Annotated in this window: 15 protein-coding genes and 2 tRNA genes; all 17 read left to right on the plus strand. The window is 63.1% G+C overall.

Annotated features, from left to right (window positions below; translation table 11 throughout):
• Positions 1 to 69 precede the first annotated feature (69 nt).
• Positions 70 to 747, plus strand: a complete 678-nt coding sequence (locus OH491_RS20245) for a MotA/TolQ/ExbB proton channel family protein (RefSeq protein ID WP_068769892.1) — start codon at positions 70 to 72, stop codon at positions 745 to 747.
• Between the two features lie 13 nt (positions 748 to 760).
• The gene (locus OH491_RS20250) at positions 761 to 1,231 is read left to right on the plus strand and encodes an ExbD/TolR family protein (RefSeq protein WP_068769891.1); all 471 of its coding nucleotides are present in this window, start codon (positions 761 to 763) and stop codon (positions 1,229 to 1,231) included.
• 4 nt (positions 1,232 to 1,235) lie between these two features.
• The gene (locus OH491_RS20255) at positions 1,236 to 2,027 is read left to right on the plus strand and encodes a hypothetical protein (protein WP_342750661.1); all 792 of its coding nucleotides are present in this window, start codon (positions 1,236 to 1,238) and stop codon (positions 2,025 to 2,027) included.
• 98 nt (positions 2,028 to 2,125) lie between these two features.
• Positions 2,126 to 2,201, plus strand: a tRNA-Thr gene (locus OH491_RS20260).
• 75 nt (positions 2,202 to 2,276) lie between these two features.
• Positions 2,277 to 3,467 carry an elongation factor Tu gene (gene tuf / locus OH491_RS20265; protein ID WP_068769889.1) on the plus strand — a complete coding sequence of 397 codons (1,191 nt, stop codon included), beginning with the start codon at positions 2,277 to 2,279 and terminating at the stop codon, positions 3,465 to 3,467.
• 80 nt (positions 3,468 to 3,547) lie between these two features.
• A tRNA-Trp gene (locus OH491_RS20270) sits at positions 3,548 to 3,623 on the plus strand.
• A gap of 9 nt (positions 3,624 to 3,632) precedes the next feature.
• On the plus strand, positions 3,633 to 3,839 hold the full coding sequence (gene secE, locus OH491_RS20275) for a preprotein translocase subunit SecE (protein ID WP_068769888.1): 207 nt from the start codon (positions 3,633 to 3,635) through the stop codon (positions 3,837 to 3,839).
• Between the two features lie 19 nt (positions 3,840 to 3,858).
• A complete protein-coding gene (nusG, locus tag OH491_RS20280) occupies positions 3,859 to 4,437 on the plus strand; it encodes a transcription termination/antitermination protein NusG (RefSeq protein WP_068769887.1) in 579 nt (192 codons plus the stop codon).
• A gap of 83 nt (positions 4,438 to 4,520) precedes the next feature.
• On the plus strand, positions 4,521 to 4,946 hold the full coding sequence (rplK, locus tag OH491_RS20285; protein WP_068769886.1) for a 50S ribosomal protein L11: 426 nt from the start codon (positions 4,521 to 4,523) through the stop codon (positions 4,944 to 4,946).
• A 76-nt stretch (positions 4,947 to 5,022) separates the two neighbouring features.
• Positions 5,023 to 5,718: a 50S ribosomal protein L1 gene (gene rplA, locus OH491_RS20290; protein WP_068769885.1), complete on the plus strand. Its 696-nt coding sequence runs from the start codon at positions 5,023 to 5,025 to the stop codon at positions 5,716 to 5,718.
• 14 nt (positions 5,719 to 5,732) lie between these two features.
• Positions 5,733 to 6,239, plus strand: coding sequence for a 50S ribosomal protein L10 (gene rplJ / locus OH491_RS20295; protein WP_068769884.1), 507 nt, complete (start codon positions 5,733 to 5,735; stop codon positions 6,237 to 6,239).
• A gap of 166 nt (positions 6,240 to 6,405) precedes the next feature.
• The gene (rplL, locus tag OH491_RS20300; protein WP_068769883.1) at positions 6,406 to 6,786 is read left to right on the plus strand and encodes a 50S ribosomal protein L7/L12; all 381 of its coding nucleotides are present in this window, start codon (positions 6,406 to 6,408) and stop codon (positions 6,784 to 6,786) included.
• A 214-nt stretch (positions 6,787 to 7,000) separates the two neighbouring features.
• Positions 7,001 to 10,795, plus strand: coding sequence for a DNA-directed RNA polymerase subunit beta (rpoB, locus tag OH491_RS20305; protein WP_068769882.1), 3,795 nt, complete (start codon positions 7,001 to 7,003; stop codon positions 10,793 to 10,795).
• Positions 10,796 to 10,903: 108 nt separating this feature from the next.
• A complete protein-coding gene (rpoC, locus tag OH491_RS20310; RefSeq protein WP_068769881.1) occupies positions 10,904 to 15,061 on the plus strand; it encodes a DNA-directed RNA polymerase subunit beta' in 4,158 nt (1,385 codons plus the stop codon).
• Positions 15,062 to 15,351: 290 nt separating this feature from the next.
• On the plus strand, positions 15,352 to 15,639 hold the full coding sequence (locus tag OH491_RS20315) for a zinc ribbon domain-containing protein (protein ID WP_334319218.1): 288 nt from the start codon (positions 15,352 to 15,354) through the stop codon (positions 15,637 to 15,639).
• Positions 15,640 to 15,803: 164 nt separating this feature from the next.
• Entirely contained in the window at positions 15,804 to 16,199 is a 396-nt protein-coding gene (locus OH491_RS20320) for a thioesterase family protein (RefSeq protein WP_334319217.1), read from the plus strand.
• A gap of 5 nt (positions 16,200 to 16,204) precedes the next feature.
• Positions 16,205 to 17,338, plus strand: coding sequence for a metallophosphoesterase (locus tag OH491_RS20325; protein ID WP_068769879.1), 1,134 nt, complete (start codon positions 16,205 to 16,207; stop codon positions 17,336 to 17,338).
• Positions 17,339 to 17,360 lie beyond the last annotated feature (22 nt).

The raw sequence follows: 17,360 nt of genomic DNA on the forward strand, positions 1-17,360 counted from the left end.
GATGCGCCTAAATTTTAAGCATTTACGCCGGCGCGCCAAACCGGTCTAAGGAAACAAACGCAAACCCGCATGTCCGGCTTCGATTTCAGTCTTCTTTCCAAGGGCGGCCCGATGATGGTCGTCATCCTGCTCATGGCCGCGATCATGGTCGTGCTCCTCGTCGAGCGGACGCTGTATCTGCACCGGGGGCAAATCCGGGCCAAGGCCTTCATCGAGGGCATAAAAAACACGCTGCAAAAACGCCGGCTGGTCGAGGCCCTGACGATTTGCGAGGAGACGCCCGGCCCGGTCGCCGCGGTGGTGAAGGCGGCGCTCCTGCACACCCGGGAGGGCGCGGAAAAAATGCGCCACGCGGTGCAGGACGCGGCCATCGTCGAGATGCCCGCGCTGGAACGGCGGCTCGGCGCGATCGCGGCCATCGCGCAGATCGCCCCGCTGGTCGGCCTGCTGGGCACGCTGCTCGGGATGATCACCACGTTTCACGCGTTCATGCAGGGCGGCCAGTATGCGACGGCCAACGCGCTCGCCGGCGGCCTCTGGCAGGCGCTGGTCGCCACGGCCGGCGGCCTGCTCGTCGGGATTCCCGCGCACCTGGCGCATCATTTCCTGAGCGGCCGCGTGCGCTCGATCGTGCGCGACGTGGAGTGGTCGGCCAACGAGATCATGGAGTATCTGATTTCTGAATACGAGGCGGGCGGGGAGGAGCGGGGGGACGCCGCCGGAAAACCGGGCGGCCCGGAAAACTGACAGGGGGATCCGCATGATCACGCGACCACTCGACCTCGCCTCGCAATTGCGCCCGCCTCCGCGGCGCACCGACTGGCTCCACATGATCAACGTCGTGTTGATTGCGTTTTTCTTCATCCTGTTCGGCTCCCGGTTTGTGCTCTCGCCGGCGTTGATGACCGACGGCGAATCGCTGCGGCTGCCGCCCGGCGGCGCGTCAGGCGCGTCGCTGGTGGCGGCGTCGGAGGTCGTCAGCATCAAGACCAACGGCCAGATTTTCACCGACAGCGGGCTCGTTGTCAGCCAGGAGCAGCTTCGCGTGTGGTTTGCGGACAAAATCGCGCGCAATCCCGCCTCCGCGCTGCTCATCCGCGCGGACGGCGGTGTGCCGCTCGATCTGGTCACCCAGGTGACCGACGCGGCGCGGCGGGAGGGTTTCGCGCAGGTGTCGCTTGCCATCGAGTCCGGACGGCTGGCGACGCCGTCCGGCGGGGCGGGGGAGTGAGCCCATGCTTTCGACGGAAAACCGGAAACTCGGGATGTTCACGCTGCTCGCGCTGGTCGCGCTCGGGGCGGTCATGTTCGCGCTTTCGCGCGCGGTCAGGATCGGTGGGACGGCGCAGGCGGGAGGCGGCGGGACGGGGCCCGCGGGCGGGGCATCCGCGGCGGACGGACTGCTCGGCATGTCGCGCATCGACGGCGACCGGGCGCTCGGCACGGCGCTGGAGGAGCAGGCGGTGTTGTTTGACCCGACGCCGTTGTTCCTGCCCACGGCGCGCAACGCCAGTCATGCCGCCATCGGCATGGCCGTGCGCCGCGAGCCCGGGGAGGTGTTTCGTCCGTTTCCGCCGCGTCTGGTTTTTTCGGATTCGGTGTTCGCGGTTGCCTTCCCCGACCCGCTGGTGCCTCCGTCCGCGCCGGCGGCCGCGCTGGAAATAGGGCGCACCGCCAATCCCTACGTGCCGCTGGGGCGCTTTGAGCGCGAACTGCCGCCGCTGGCCGGGCGGCTGGCGTTTGTCGAGGTGCTCAAGGCCGCCAGCGGCGAAAAAGTGCTCGCGGTGCCGTTCAATGCCGAAGAGCCGTCCACCGGGGCGGATTTCGGCGTGCTGCGTTCCGAGAGCTGGCGTCCCATGGAATTGCTCGCCTCGCTGGACAGCGCCGGCTTCACCGGGGCGCCGCTGATTGTGCAGGGATCGGGCTCCGACAGGGTTGACAAGATCGTGCGGGAGATGTTGACTCGCAAACTGCATTTAGGACAGCGGCTTCAGGCCGGCTTTTATGTGTTTCGCGTTGGTCCGTAGAATTCTGCGAAAACCGCCAACTTTGCAGTTGACGGTAGTGAATGCGGTCTTCACGTTCTCCGCTCTTTTTCTCGTTTTTTGACCCATTTCCTAGGTTCGCCCAGATAGCTCAGTTGGTAGAGCACGTCCTTGGTAAGGACGAGGTCGCCGGTTCGAGTCCGGTTCTGGGCTCCAGGTCAAAATGCCGTCGTTGACACTCCGACGTTAAAGAGGGTCAAAAAACATCAAACACCCAACACCTTATATCTTATGGCTAAAGGCACATTCGAACGCACGAAACCGCACGTCAACGTCGGCACCATCGGCCACGTCGACCACGGAAAAACCACGCTGACGACCTCGATTCTCGCGGTTCAAGCTCGCAAAGGCCTCGCGGAGGTGAAGACCTACGCCGACATCGCCAAGGGCGGCACTGTGCGTGACGCATCCAAGATCGTCACCATCTCGGTGGCCCACGTCGAATACGAGACCGAGAAGCGCCACTATGCGCACGTCGACTGCCCCGGCCACGCCGACTTCGTCAAGAACATGATCACCGGCGCCGCCCAGATGGACGGTGCGATCCTCGTCGTCTCCGCCGCCGACGGCCCGATGCCCCAGACCCGCGAGCACATCCTCCTCGCCCGCCAGGTTGGCGTGCCGAAGATCGTGGTGTTCCTCAACAAGGTTGACCTCATCGACGACGCCGAGCTCCTCGACCTCGTCGAGATGGAAATCCGCGAGCTCCTCACCAAGTATCAATTCCCCGGCGACGACACCACCATCGTCCGTGGCTCCGCCACCGCCGCCCTCGAGGGCAAGCCCGAGGGAGAGAAGGCCATCGCCGACCTCATGGCCGCCATCGACAACGACATCCCCGAGCCCGTTCGCGAGAACGACAAGCCCTTCCTGATGTCCGTCGAGGACGTGTTCTCCATCACCGGCCGCGGCACCGTCGCCACCGGCCGTATCGAGCGCGGTGTGGTCAAGCTCAACGACACCGTCGAGATCGTCGGCCTCAAGGACACCTCCACCACCGTCGTGACCGGTATCGAAATGTTCCGCAAGCTCCTCGACAGCGGCCAGGCCGGCGACAATGTCGGCCTGCTCCTCCGCGGCGTGGACAAGGACGGCATCGAGCGCGGCCAGGTGATCGCCGCCCCGAAGTCCATCACCCCGCACAAGAAGGCCAAGGCCGAGATCTACTGCTTGTCCAAGGAAGAAGGCGGACGCCACACCCCGTTCTTCAACGGCTATCGTCCCCAGTTCTACTTCCGCACGACCGACGTGACCGGCGTCATCACCCTTCCCCAAGGCGTGGAGATGATCATGCCCGGTGACAATATCGCCGTCGATGTCGATCTCATCGCCCCCATCGCCATGGAGAAGACCCAGCGCTTCGCCATCCGTGAGGGCGGCCGCACCATCGGCGCCGGTCGTATCACCGAGATTGTTCAATAATCTCGTCATCAAATAATTGGCGGACCGCCGAGGCTCCTTTTCGGGGTCTCGGCTGTCTCGTCTAAAAACAAAAATCACACAGGCGTGTAGCTCAATTGGTAGAGTAGCGGTCTCCAAAACCGTCGGTTGGGGGTTCGAGTCCCTCCGCGCCTGCCACTTTTTTCCATGAAAAATCCGTTCCGCAGCATCCGCATCTTCGCCATCGAAATGTTCGAGGAGTTGAAGAAAGCCACGTGGCCGACCAAGTCGGAGCTGCGCGATTCCACCGTCGTCGTCATCGTGGCGGCGCTCCTCCTCGGCCTCTTCACAAGCATCACCGACTTTTCCCTCTACCAAGTCGTCGACCTCTTCACCGGCTTTGTCAAAGGCTGACCGTAATTCATCGCCCCTAATGTCCTCCCAAGTTTCCACACCTCCCGGCGCCCAATGGTTCGCGCTGCACACGCTCTCCGGTCAGGAGAACAAGGTGAAACTCTACATCGACAAGTTCAAGAAGCAGGAGGAGCTCGAGGAGCATATCTTCGAGGTGCTCCTGCCCACCGAGGTCGTCTCGGAGGTAAAAGGCGGCAAGAAAACCACCAAGACCCGCAAACTCTATCCCGGCTACGTTTTCATCCAGATGCGCCTCTACGATGAAAATCACAAGGTCATCAACCGCCCGTGGTATTTTGTGAAGGAAGTCGCGGGCGTCATCGGTTTCGTCGGCGGCGACAATCCCGCCGCGCTCCGGCAGGCCGAGATCGACGAAATCAAATCCCGCGTCGAGGCCGCCTCCGGCAAGGAAGTGCCGAAAGTCTCCTACGAAGTCGGCGAGGAGGTCAAAGTCACCGACGGGGCCTTTGCCAATCTCACCGGGCGCATCGACGAAATCGACCCCGAGCGCGGCAAGCTCAAAATCTCCGTCTCCATTTTCGGCCGGTTCACCCCGGTCGAGCTCGAATACTGGCAGGTGCAACGCGCGACCGAATAACCAGCGCAGCCTCTTTGCAACCGCCGACGTTCAACCAACCACCAATCAACGTCATCTAGACACCCGCCAACCGCATTCCACTCATGGCCAAGAAAATTCAAGGATACATCCGCCTCCAATTGCCCGCCGGCGCCGCCAATCCCGCGCCCCCCGTCGGCCCCGCGCTCGGCGCGCAAGGCGTCAACATCATGGCGTTCTGCAAGGAGTTCAACGCCCGCACCAAGGACCAGAACGGCATGATCCTGCCGGTCGTCATCACGGTCTTCTCTGACAAGAGCTTCACCTTCATCCTCAAGTCGCCGCCCGCCGCCGTCCTCCTCAAGAAGGCCGCCAACATCGCCAGCGGCTCCGGCAAGCCCAACCAGGAGAAAGTCGGCAAGGTCACGCGCAAGCAGCTCGCCGAAATCTACAAGATCAAGGCCAAGGACATGAACGCCAAGGATGAGGAAGCCGGCATCCGCATCATCGCCGGCACCGCCCGCAACATGGGCATCGACGTCGTCGATTAATCCGCATTTTTCACCCGCAACCCGAAACTCGACGCGGGAGTCCTCCCAAGGACATTCGCACCGCAAGGAGTCCTCAATGCCAGCCAAAAAAAGCAAACGATACCGCAGCGCCGCCCAGGTCGCTGACCTCACCAAAAGCTACACGCTGCAAGAAGCCGTGGAGCTCTTGAACAAGTTTCCGAAGGCGAAATTCGACGAGACCGTCGAACTCTCCTTCCGCCTCGGCGTGGATCCCACCCAGGGCGACCAGATGGTGCGCGGCACCACGCCGCTGCCGAACGGCTCGGGCAAGAAAGTCCGCGTCATCGTCTTCACCGACAATGTGGACGGCGCACTCGCCGCCGGCGCCGACCACGCCGGACTCGCCGATCTCATGAAGAAGATCAGCGACGGCTGGCTCGACTTCGACGTCGCCATCGCGACCACCGAGGCGATGAAGCAAGTCCGCACCCTCGCCCGCGTCCTCGGTCCGAAGGGCCTCATGCCCAACCCGAAGGCCGGCACCGTGACCGACGACATCGCCGCCGGGGTCAAGGCCGTCAAGGCCGGCCGCGTCGAGTTCAAGATGGACAAGACCTGCAACATCGGCGTCGGCATCGGCAAGCGCTCCTTCACGCCCGCCCAGATCGCCGAGAACGCGCAGACCGTCATCTCCGCCGTCGGCAAGGCCAAGCCTGGCTCGTTCAAGGGCCAGTATATCAAGACCATCGCCATTTCCTCGAGCATGAGCCCCGGCATCCGCCTCGCCGCCGCCGAGTATAACAAATTCTAAGGAGCCCGACCCAAATGAGAGCCGAAAAAAAATATCTTATCGCCGAGGTCGAGACTCACCTCAAGAAGTCCGACTACGTCATCCTCGCCAACTACACGCAAGTGACCGTGGCCGACGTGGCCGAACTCCGCGCCAGCCTCGCCGCCGAGAACGCCGAGTTCCACGTGGTCAAGAACAGCTCGCTCAAGGTCGCGGCCAAGGCCCTCGGCCTGCCCGATCTCGACGAGGGACTCGCCGGCCCGACCGCCATCGTGGTCGGCGGCAAGAATCCCGCCGGTGTCGCCAAGGTCATCAAGAAGTTCTTCGAGGACAAGAAGAAGCTTGAAATCAAGCTCGGTGTCATGGAGCAGAAAGTCGTCACCGCCGACTTCCTCTCGCAGATCGCCGACCTGCCCCCGTTCGACACGCTGCGCGCCCAGTTCCTCAGCCTGCTCACCAGCAACGCCGCCGCCTTCGTCCGCATCCTCGATGCCAAGGTCAAGAAAGAGGGTGGCGAGGCCGCCGCGCCCGCCGCCGCCTGATTGTTTCCGTCCATTTGACGCTAGGAGTAAACTTAACCAACAACCAAAACTTTCCGCGCCGTCCGCGGCGCGGGTCTGAACCATCAACCGTCCGACCGCTAGGGGATACGTCTCTTAAACGCACGGCTCCAATTTTGCCGACGCTAGTCAAGGACAGGAGATTACCATGAGCAACATCACCAAAGAACAAGTCATCGAATGGCTGTCCGCGCAGCCCGTCATCGAACTCGCCGGCCTCGTCAAGGAGCTTGAGACCAAGTGGGGCGTTTCTGCCGCCGTCGCCGTCGCCGCCGCGCCCGCGGGCGGTGGAGCCGCCGCGCCTGCCGCTGAAGCCCAGACCGAGTTTACCGTCATTCTCGCCAATGCCGGCGCGAACAAGATCGGTGTCATCAAAGAGGTCCGCGCCATCACCGGTCTCGGCCTCAAGGAAGCCAAGGACCTCGTCGAAGGCGCGCCCAAGCCCGTCAAGGAAAACGCCCCCAAAGCCGAGGCCGAGGAAATCAAAAAGAAGCTCGAGGCCGCCGGCGCAAAGGTCGAACTCAAATAACCACTTGCTGGTTAACGACGCAAAACCTTTCGTTTTTTCGGGACAGGCCGTGCTCTGCCACGGCCTGTCCTTTGCCTTTTCTCTGCACCGTTCTTTGTCCGTTCCGTCAGTTGCCGCCGCCAGCGCGCCTCGCCCGCTGCAAACGGTCTGCTGACGCCCGTCCGCCGTCCGCGCCGGGCACTGTCTATTCACTTTCACTCAACCGGGAAAATCCATGGCCGACCGCACTAACTTCGGTAAACTTAAAGAAGTCATCTCACCGCCGAATCTGATCGAGATTCAGATCACGTCCTATCTGGACTTTTTGCAAAAAGGCGTGCCTGACAAGCAACGCAAACCGCAGGGCCTCGAAGCGGTCTTCCGCGAGGTTTTCCCCATCGAATCCTACGACGGGCGCCTCACGCTCGAATACGTCTCCTACAACCTCGGCGACCCGAAAAACTCCGAGATCGAGTGCATCCGCGAGGGTGTCACCTATTCCGTTCCGCTCTACGTAAAGCTCCGCCTCCGCGAGGAGGATTTCATCAAGGACGAGGAAATCTACATGGGCGAGATTCCCATGGTGACCGAGCGCGGCTCCTTCATCATCAACGGCGCCGAGCGCGTCGTCGTCTCGCAGCTCCACCGCTCGCCTGGCATCGCCTTCGAGGTCACGCCGCATCCGAACGGCAAGCCGCTCCATTCCTTCCGCATCATCCCCGACCGCGGCACTTGGCTCGAAACCCAGTTCGACAACAACGACCTGCTCTACGTTTACCTCGACCGCCGCCGCCGCCGCCGCAAGTTCCTCATCACGACCCTGCTCCGCGCCATCGGCTACAGCTCCGACGTCGATCTCCTCAACCTCTTCTACGAGATCAAGGAGCTCAAGATCGCCAAGGCGCTCGACATGGAGAACGTCTCCACCCTCGTGCTCGTCGAGGATGCCATCGACGCCCAGCAGGGCGTCGTCCTCGCCCGCGCCTTCGAGCCGCTCACCAAGCAGATCGTCCGCACCTTCGAGAAACACGGCATCGCCTCGCTGCGCGTCATCGATACCGCCGTTGACGAAGGCGCCATCATCCGCGCCCTCAAGAAAGACCCGACCCGCAACGAGGAGGAGGCGCTCAAGGAAATCTACAAGCGCCTCCGCCCCGGCGAGCCCCCGACCACCGCCAACGCCAAGGCCCTCCTCAAGCGCCTCTTCTTCGACCCGAAGCGCTACGACCTCGGCCGCGTCGGCCGCTACAAGGTCAACCAGAAACTCGGCCTCAAGGCCGCCATCGAGCAGCGCATCCTCGAGAGCGGCGACGTCGTCGCCGCCACCAAGTACCTCGTCCGCCTCAAGCGCGGCGAAGGCGTCGTCGATGACATCGACCACCTCGGCTCCCGCCGCGTCCGCACCGTCGGCGAACTCCTCGCCAACCAGTGCCGCGTCGGCCTCGCCCGCACCGAGCGCCTCGTCCGCGAGCGCATGACGATGTATGACCAGAGCGTCGATTCCATCACGCCGCAGAAACTCATCAACCCGAAGGCCCTCACCACCGTCATCCGCGACTTCTTTGCCCGCTCGCAACTGTCGCAGTTCATGGACCAGATCAACCCGCTTGCCGAGGTCACGCACAAGCGCCGCCTCTCCGCGCTCGGGCCCGGCGGTCTGAACCGCGAACGCGCCGGCTTCGAGGTCCGCGACGTGCACCCCTCGCACTACGGTCGCATCTGCCCCATCGAGACGCCCGAAGGCCCGAACATCGGCCTCATCAACTCCCTCTCGACCTACGCCCGCGTCAACGAGTTCGGCTTCATCGAGACGCCCTACCGCGTCGTGAAAGACGGCCGCGCGACCGACAAGATCGAATACCTCACCGCCGACCAGGAGGAGGGCAAGATCATCGCCCAGGCCAACTCCGAACTCGACGACAAGGGCAACTTTGTCGGCAAGGTCACCGTCCGCCAGGACGGCGAATTCATCGAAGTCGCCGCCTCCGACGTCCACTACATGGACGTTTCGCCGAAGCAGGTCATTTCCATCGCCGCCGGCATGATTCCCTTCCTTGAGCACGACGACGCCAACCGCGCGCTCATGGGTGCGAACATGCAACGCCAGGGCGTGCCGCTGCTCCAGACCGAGGCCCCGTTTGTCGGCACCGGCATCGAGGAGCGCGTCGCCCGCGACTCCAAGATCGTGCAGGTGGCCGACGAGGCCGGCGTGGTCGCCTCCGTCGATGCCAAGCGCATCGTCATCAGCCGCGACGGCGAGCTGCCGCGCAATTTCGAGCGCAACCCGAAGACCGACGCCAAGAACGGCATCTACGTTTACGAGCTGCGCAAGTTCATGCGCTCAAACGCCAGCACCTGCTTCAACCAGCGCCCCATCGTCAAGAAGGGCCAGAAGATCAAGGCCGGCCAGATCATCGCCGACGGTCCCTCGACCGACAAGGGCGAGATGGCGCTCGGCCGCAACGTGCTCGTCGCCTTCATGCCTTGGAACGGCTACAACTTCGAGGACGCCATCCTCATCTCCGAGAAGGTGCTGAAGGAGGACATCTTCACCTCGCTCCACATCCACGAGTTCGAGGTCACCGCCCGCGACACCAAGCTCGGGCCCGAGGAAATCACCCGCGACATCCCGAACATCGGCGAGGAAGCCCTTAAAAATCTCGACCACAACGGCGTCATCCGCGTCGGCGCCGAGGTAAAGCCCGGCGACATCCTCGTCGGCAAGATCACGCCCAAGTCCGAGACCGAACTCGCGCCCGAGGAAAAGCTCCTCCGCGCCATCTTCGGTGAAAAGGCCGCCGACGTGAAGGACACCTCGCTCATCGTCCCCTCCGGCGAGAGCGGCATCGTCATGGACGTGAAGGTTTCCAGCCGCGTCGATTTCGAGAAGGAAAAACTCTCGCCCTCCGACCGCCGCCGCCAGACCAAGCAAATCCAGGAGGAATACAAGACCCAGATCGACAAGCTCCGCGAAGGGCTCACCGAGGCGCTTTCCAACATCCTCCTCGGCGAAAAGATCCCGCTCGACGTCGTCAACGGCCAGACCAACGAGATCATCATCCCGGCCAACCGCAAGATCACCAAGACGCTCCTGCGCAAGCTCGCCGCCGTCTCCAAATACATCGAGATCGACCCGTCCCCGGTTCGCATCAAGATCATGGAGATCATCGGCAGCTACCAGTCGAAGTTCGACGAACTCGAAACCGACCGCGAGCGCAAGATCGCCAGCATCGAGGCCGGCGAGGACAACGGCACCGGCGCCATCAAGCAGGTCAAGGTCTACATCGCCACCAAGCAGAAGCTCGAGGTCGGCGACAAGATGGCCGGACGCCACGGCAACAAGGGCGTCGTCGCCAAGATCGTGCCCGAGGAGGACATGCCCTTCCTTCCCGACGGCACCCCGGTTGAAATCTGCCTCAACCCGCTCGGCGTGCCCTCGCGCATGAACGTCGGCCAGGTGCTTGAGACCCACCTCGGCTGGGCTTGCAAAAAGCTCGGCATGAAGGTCGCCACGCCCGTCTTCGACGGCATCCCCGAGAAGCAGGTGCGCAATTACCTGAAGGACGCCGACCTCCCGACTTCCGGCAAGTCCGCCCTCTATGACGGACGCACCGGCGAGAAAATCGACCAGCAGGTCGTGGTCGGCTACATCTACATGATGAAGCTCAACCACCTCGTCGCGCACAAAATCCACGCCCGCGCCGTCGGCCCGTATTCGCTCGTCACCCAGCAACCGCTCGGCGGCAAGGCCCAATACGGCGGCCAGCGCTTCGGCGAGATGGAAGTGTGGGCGCTCGAGGCCTACGGCGCCGCGCACACGTTGCAGGAACTGCTCACCGTCAAGTCCGACGACGTGCAGGGCCGCACCAAGATCTACGAGTCCCTCGTCAAGGGCGACAACACGCTCCAGGCCGGCACGCCCGAGTCCTTCAACGTGTTGATCAAGGAAATCCAGTCCCTCGGCCTCGACATCAAACTCAACCGGCGCGACGCCCTCGGCAATCTCAACGCCACCGGCACGAACAGTTAAACCAATTAAGAATCGAGCCTCGGAAACCGGGCATTGCCACCCTTGGTAATGCCCACGTTTCCGGCCGCTGATTCTTAATTCCTAATTTTAAATTCTTAATTTCAAATCATGAGCATTCAACCCAACGAAACCGCCGGTGGCTCCATCGCCCGTGAGGAAGCCCGCTCGGCCCTTGGCCTCGACGAGAGCCCGTTCGATTGCGTCACCATCACCGTGGCCGCCCCGGAGACCATCCGCAACTGGTCCCGCGGCGAGGTGAAAAACCCGGAAACCATCAACTACCGCACCTTCAAGCCCGAGCCGGGCGGCCTCTTCTGCCAGAAGATCTTCGGCCCCGTCCGCGACTACGAGTGCGCCTGCGGCAAATACAAGCGCATCAAATATAAGGACGTCATCTGCGACCGCTGCGGCGTCGAGGTCACCATCTCCCGCGTCCGTCGCGAACGCATGGGCCACATCGAGCTCTCCGTGCCGGTCGCGCACATCTGGTTCCTCAAGTCGATGCCCAGCCGCCTCGGCCTGCTCCTCGACATGACCGCGCGCGCCCTCGAGCGCGTCATCTATTACGAGAACTACATGGTCATCGACCCGGGCCGGACCCCGCTCGAACCCAAGCAGCTCCTCACCGACGTCGAATACCGCCAGGCCCTCGACGAATACGGCGACGATTCCTTCGTCGCCAAGATGGGCGCCGAGGCCGTGCGCGAGGCCCTCGTCGCGATGGACATGGACGCCACGGTCGCCGAGCTCCAGGAGCAGATGCGCGCCACCCGCTCCAAGCAGATCAAGAAAAAACTCTCCAAGCGCCTCAAGGTCATCCAAGGCTTCATCCAGTCCAAGTCGCGCCCCGAGTGGATGGTGCTGGAAGTCCTCCCCGTCATCCCGCCGGACCTGCGCCCGCTCGTCCCGCTCGAAGGCGGCCGCTTCGCCACCTCCGACCTCAACGACCTCTACCGCCGCGTCATCAACCGCAACAACCGGTTGAAAAACCTCATGCAGCTCAAGACGCCCGACGTTATCATCCATAACGAAAAGCGCATGCTGCAGGAAGCCGTGGACGCCCTCTTCGACAACGGCCGCCACGGCCGCCCCGTCACCGGCGCCGGCAACCGCCCCCTCAAGTCCCTTTCCGACATGCTCAAGGGCAAGCAGGGCCGCTTCCGCCAAAACCTCCTCGGCAAGCGCGTCGATTATTCCGGCCGCTCCGTCATCGTCATCGGCCCCGAGCTCAAGCTCAGCCAGTGCGGCCTCCCGAAGAAAATGGCGCTCGTCCTTTTCGAGCCCTTCATCATCCGCCGCCTGAAGGAGCTGGGCTTCGTGCACACCGTGCGCGGCGCCCGCAAGATGATCGAGAAGAAGTCCCCCGAGGTCTGGGACATCCTCGAGGAAGTCACCAAGGGCCACCCCGTGCTCCTCAACCGCGCGCCCACGCTGCACCGCCTTTCGATCCAGGCCTTCGAGCCTGTCCTCATCGAGGGCGAGGCCATCCGCGTGCACCCGCTCGTCTGCACCGCCTACAACGCCGACTTCGACGGCGACCAGATGGCCGTGCACGTGCCGCTCTCCCTCGAGGCGATCATGGAGTGCAAACTCCTCATGATGGCCACGAGCAACATCTTCTCGCCGTCCTCCGGCAAGCCCATCCTCACGCCCTCGCAGGACATCGTGCTCGGCTCCTATTATCTCACCATCGAGCCCCGCAAGAAACCCGCCCAAGGCCAGCGCGTGCCGCTGCTCTCCGGCCTTCAGGAAGTCCTCTTCGCCAAGGCCGAGGGCGACCTCAAGGTGCATGACTGGGTCGATGTCCCGAATCCCGATTACGGCAAGGACAGCGTTTACGGCAACAAGGACCGCAAGGTCGTCCGCACCACCGTCGGCCGCGTCATCTTCAACCAGATCTGGCCCGAAGGACTCGGCTTCGTGAACTTCCCCGTCCCGAAGGGCAAGCTCGGCGACCTCATCCTCAACACCTACAAAGTCACGGGCAACTACGTCACCGTCGAGACGCTCGACCGGCTCAAGGAACTCGGTTTCCAGACCGCCTTCCAGGCCGGCATCTCCATCGGCATCGACGACATGATCATCCCCGAGTCCAAGAAGGACATCGTCGCCGACTCCCGCAGGAAGATCGCCGAGGTGGACGCCCAGTTCAACAAGGGCATCATCACCGACGGCGAGCGCAAGAACAAGGTCATCGACATCTGGACCAGCGCCACCGACCAGATCGCCAAGGCCGTGTTCTCGAAGCTCGAAGGCAACGAAGGCCGCAACGAGGTCAACCCGGTTTACATCATGATGGACTCCGGCGCCCGCGGCAACAAGCAGCAGGTCCGCCAGCTCTGCGGCACCCGCGGCCTCATGGCCAAGCCCTCCGGTGAAATCATCGAGCGCCCGATCCTCTCGTCCTTCCGCGAGGGCCTTACCGTGCTCGAATACTTCATCTCCACCCACGGCGCCCGCAAGGGCCTCGCCGACACCGCCCTCAAGACCGCCGACGCCGGCTACCTCACCCGCAAACTCTGCGATGTGGCCATGGACGTCGTCATCGCCGAGGACGACTGCGGCACCCGCGACGGCGTGTGGAAGAAAGCCATCTTCGAAGGCGACGACGAAATCGTCGGCCTGCGCGAGCGCATCATCGGCCGCTTTTCCAGCGACGACGTTTACGACCCGCTCAACCCGACCGAGCGCCTCGTCGGCTCCGGCGAGCTCATCACCGAGGAAATCGCCGCCAAGATCGACGAGTCCGGCATCGAGCGCGTCAAAATCATGTCGCCGCTCACCTCCACGAGCAAATACGGCATCGACGGCAAATCCTACGGCATCAACCCCGCCACCAACCGCGTGGCCAAGATCGGCGACTCCGTCGGCATCATCGCCGCGCAGTCCATCGGCGAGCCCGGCACGCAGCTCACCATGCGCACCTTCCACATCGGCGGTGTCGCGTCCGGTGGCTTCAAGGTTCCCGAGATCCGCGTCCGCGCCTCCGGCATCGTCAAATACAAGGGCCTCCGCCTCGTGGAGACCGCCGACGGCGCCGCCATCGTGCTCAACAAGACCGGCACCATCGAGATCGTTGACGAGGCGGGCGAGGAGCTTGAGACGCACAACATCGTCATCGGCTCCTTCCTCCACGTCCACGACGGCGCGAAGATCGAGAAAAACGCCATCCTCGCCCAGTGGGACCCGTATAACATCCCCGTGCTCTCCGAGAAGGGCGGCTCCCTTGTATTCAAGGACATGATACCGGGCGTGACCGTGAAGCGCGAGCTCGACGAGTCCTCCGGCCGCATCGCGACCGTCGTCGTCGAGCACAAGGAGGACCTCAACCCGCAGATCGAGGTCCGCGACGTCTCCGGCAAGCCGCTCGCCGCCTACTCGATTCCCGTCGGCGCGCAGATCGCCGTCAACGAGGGCGACACCATCGCCCCCGGCGCGCTCCTTGCGAAGACCCCGCGCCAGGCCTCCAAGACCAAGGACATCACCGGCGGTCTTCCCCGCGTGGCCGAGCTCTTCGAAGCCCGCCGCCCGAAGGACGCCGCCGAGATGGCCCGCATCGAGGGCGTGGTTTCCTTCGAGGGTTCCGTCCGCGGCAAGCGCAAGCTCGTCGTGACGAACTCCGAGACCTCGCAGGAGGAGGAGCACCTCATCCCCGCCGGCAAGCACATCATCGTGCAGCCCGGCGACGTCGTGCACAAAGGCCAGCACCTCACCGAGGGCGCCGCCGACCCGCATGAGATCCTGGAAATCCTCGGGCCCAGCGCGCTCTACGACTTCCTCATCTCGCAAGTGCAGGAAGTTTACCGCCTGCAAGGCGTGACGATCAACGACAAGCACATCGAGATCATCATCCGCCAGATGCTGCGCAAAGTCCGCATCTCCGATCCGGGCGACAGCGAATACTTCTGGGGCGAGCAGATCGACCGCACGACCTTCCTCCTCAACAACAAGCGCATCGAGGAAGCCGGTGGCAAGCCCGCCGAGGCCGAGCCGATTCTCCTCGGCATCACGAAGGCCTCGCTCGAGACCGAGTCGTTCATCAGCGCGGCCTCCTTCCAGGAAACGACGCGCGTCCTCACCGACGCCTCGACCCTCGGCAAGGTGGACATGCTGAAAGGCTTCAAGGAAAACGTGATCATGGGTCACCTCATCCCCGCCGGCACCGGCCTGCCCGCCTACAAGCACCTCAAGGTGACGCTTCCCTTCGGCACCGACATCCCCGAGGCGCCTGCGGCCGAGGAAGAGGTGCAAGTCGAGGCCAGTTGACGAGGAGCGACGGCCTCCGCGCCGTCCGCAACCCTTCACCAAAGCCGCGAACCATCAGGTTCGCGGCTTTTTTAGCGCCCCAACAAACCTTGTCGGAAAATCATAATTGCGCAGAAATCCCGGTATGCGGTGGATCGAGTGGCACGGGCGTCCCGCCCGTGTCTCGCCGGGAAAATGCCAAACTCACGGGCGGGACGCCCGTGCCACTCAACCCGCCGCTTCCGTTGGTTCCGCCATTTCCCAATATCCCCGAATTTGCCCCGGGTTCTTTATTGTGCCGTTCGCAAATCTTGCCAGTTGCCCGCGCGTCCCTTTCGCTGTCGGGCAACATGGCCACTTATGTTTACGAAACCATCCCGCAACGCGCCGGGGAGAAGCGGCTGCGCTTCGAGGTCGAGCAGAGCATGAACGACGCGCCGCTCACGCATCATCCTGAAAACGGCAGGCCGGTGCGCCGCGTCATCTTCGGCGGCTTCGGCGTGATGAAGACCGGTGCCCGTCCGCCGCGTCCGCGCGGCTGCGGCTGCGGGCGGCGGCGCGAGGAGTGCGAACACGCCGACGCATGCGGCTGTAATTAAAATGAAACCATCCTTCTTTCCTCTTTATTCTTTATCTTTCCTCTTTCTCTCCGATCCCGTTCCTGACGAAAGAGGTTTCGAGCGAAGCGACAGTCTGCCAAGATAAAGAATAAAGAGGAAAGACAATAAGGAGCCGACCGCCCATGCCGTTCACCTACCATCGCTTGATCCATTTTCCGGATACGGACGCCGCCGGCGTGGTTTATTTCGCGAACTATCTTTCCATCTGCCACGAGGCTTACGAGGAGGCGCTGGCGGCTGCGGGCGTGGACATCGCGCGTTTTTTCTCCGACAGCGGCGTGGTCATTCCGGTTTCCAAAAGCTCCGCCGATTACCTGCGGCCTTTGGTGTGCGGCGACAGGGTGAGCGTGAGCGTGAGGCCGTCCGCGCTCACGCCGGATAGCTTTGCGATCGATTACGAAGTGACTCGGCTCGGTCGCGACGGCGCGCCGTCCAAGCTGGCCGCGAAGGTGCGCACCCAGCATGTCTGCATCCGCTCGGACGACCGGATGCGCCAGCCCCTGCCCGACGCGATTGCGGCCTGGGTGAACGCGGAATAAGTATCATGCGTTTGTTTTTCCTCCTGATCCTCGCCGCGTTTCTCGGCATGTGTTTTTATGTGGGACTGCGCGGCTGGCAGGCTCTCCCGAAAAAGCGCTGGATGCGCGTCGCGTGGGTGGCGGCGTTCGGCGGGCTGACGCTTTCGATGTTGCTCGGGTTTTTCCTGCGCCGTTCCGGTGTGGCTGACACGGCGCTTTTCCGCTGGGTGCAGCACGCGGGGGCGGGATGGAGATTTGCGATCATCTATTGGTTTTGTTTTGCGCTCTTTTTCGATGTGTTGCGGCTCGTTGACCGGAAATTCCGCATTTTCCCGGCATGGGCGAAAGAGCACCCGGAGCGGGCGCGCGGCGTCGCGCTGGTATTTTCCATTGTCGCGGTGCCGGTGATTTTTGCCTGGGGGTATTGGCATTTCATCAACCCGGCCACGACGCGCGTGGCGATCGACATCGCGAAACCGGCGGGGCAGATGCGCGCGTTGCGCGCGGTCGTCGCGTCCGACCTGCATCTGGGCGAGATCATCGGGCGCGAACGGCTGGCCGACTATGTGCGCCGCATCAATGCGCTCGCCCCCGACATCATCCTGCTGCCCGGCGACCAGGTGGACAGCCGCCTCGCCCCGCTCGTCCGTGAAAACATGGGCGAGGAATTGAAAAAACTGCGCGCGCCGCTCGGGGTTTACGCCATCCTCGGCAATCACGAGCGTTATGCGGGGGCGGATGCCTGCATCGCGTGGATGGAGGCGCAGGGCATCCGGGTGTTGCGCGACCGGGCGGTGAAGATCGCGGACGCATTTTACCTCGTCGGGCGCGAGGATGATCGTCGTCGCAAAAGCATGGCCGAGCTGCTCGCGCCGCTTGACCGCTCGCTGCCGGTCATCGTGCTCGACCATCAACCCCAAGACCTCGACGAACCGGCGTCGGCAGGCGTGGACTTGCAGTTGTCGGGGCACACGCACGGCGGCCAGATCTGGCCGATCACATGGATCGTGGCGTGGATGTATGAGTTTCATTACGGCTACGGGCGCAAGGGCGACTACCAGATTTACGTGACCTCGGGGCTGGGGTTGTGGGGTTTCCCCGCGCGCATCGGCAGCAAGTCGGAGCTGGTGGATTTGACGGTGAACTTCGGGACGAAATAAGGCGCGGACCGGGACATGCCCG

This window comes from Termitidicoccus mucosus (genome assembly GCF_038725785.1).
Classification (GTDB): Bacteria; Verrucomicrobiota; Verrucomicrobiia; order Opitutales; family Opitutaceae; genus Termitidicoccus; species Termitidicoccus mucosus.

Excerpts from the sequence above, each read along its gene's own strand:
- rplA (WP_068769885.1), top strand. The coding sequence starts at position 5,023 with ATGCCAGCCAAAAAAAGCAAACGATACCGCAGCGCCGCCCAGGTCGCT.
- OH491_RS20255 (WP_342750661.1), top strand. The coding sequence starts at position 1,236 with ATGCTTTCGACGGAAAACCGGAAACTCGGGATGTTCACGCTGCTCGCG.
- rpoB (WP_068769882.1), top strand. The coding sequence starts at position 7,001 with ATGGCCGACCGCACTAACTTCGGTAAACTTAAAGAAGTCATCTCACCG.
- OH491_RS20245 (WP_068769892.1), top strand. The coding sequence starts at position 70 with ATGTCCGGCTTCGATTTCAGTCTTCTTTCCAAGGGCGGCCCGATGATG.
- OH491_RS20250 (WP_068769891.1), top strand. The coding sequence starts at position 761 with ATGATCACGCGACCACTCGACCTCGCCTCGCAATTGCGCCCGCCTCCG.
- secE (WP_068769888.1), top strand. The coding sequence starts at position 3,633 with ATGAAAAATCCGTTCCGCAGCATCCGCATCTTCGCCATCGAAATGTTC.
- rplK (WP_068769886.1), top strand. The coding sequence starts at position 4,521 with ATGGCCAAGAAAATTCAAGGATACATCCGCCTCCAATTGCCCGCCGGC.
- nusG (WP_068769887.1), top strand. The coding sequence starts at position 3,859 with ATGTCCTCCCAAGTTTCCACACCTCCCGGCGCCCAATGGTTCGCGCTG.
- tuf (WP_068769889.1), top strand. The coding sequence starts at position 2,277 with ATGGCTAAAGGCACATTCGAACGCACGAAACCGCACGTCAACGTCGGC.
- rplJ (WP_068769884.1), top strand. The coding sequence starts at position 5,733 with ATGAGAGCCGAAAAAAAATATCTTATCGCCGAGGTCGAGACTCACCTC.
- OH491_RS20325 (WP_068769879.1), top strand. The coding sequence starts at position 16,205 with ATGCGTTTGTTTTTCCTCCTGATCCTCGCCGCGTTTCTCGGCATGTGT.
- rpoC (WP_068769881.1), top strand. The coding sequence starts at position 10,904 with ATGAGCATTCAACCCAACGAAACCGCCGGTGGCTCCATCGCCCGTGAG.
- rplL (WP_068769883.1), top strand. The coding sequence starts at position 6,406 with ATGAGCAACATCACCAAAGAACAAGTCATCGAATGGCTGTCCGCGCAG.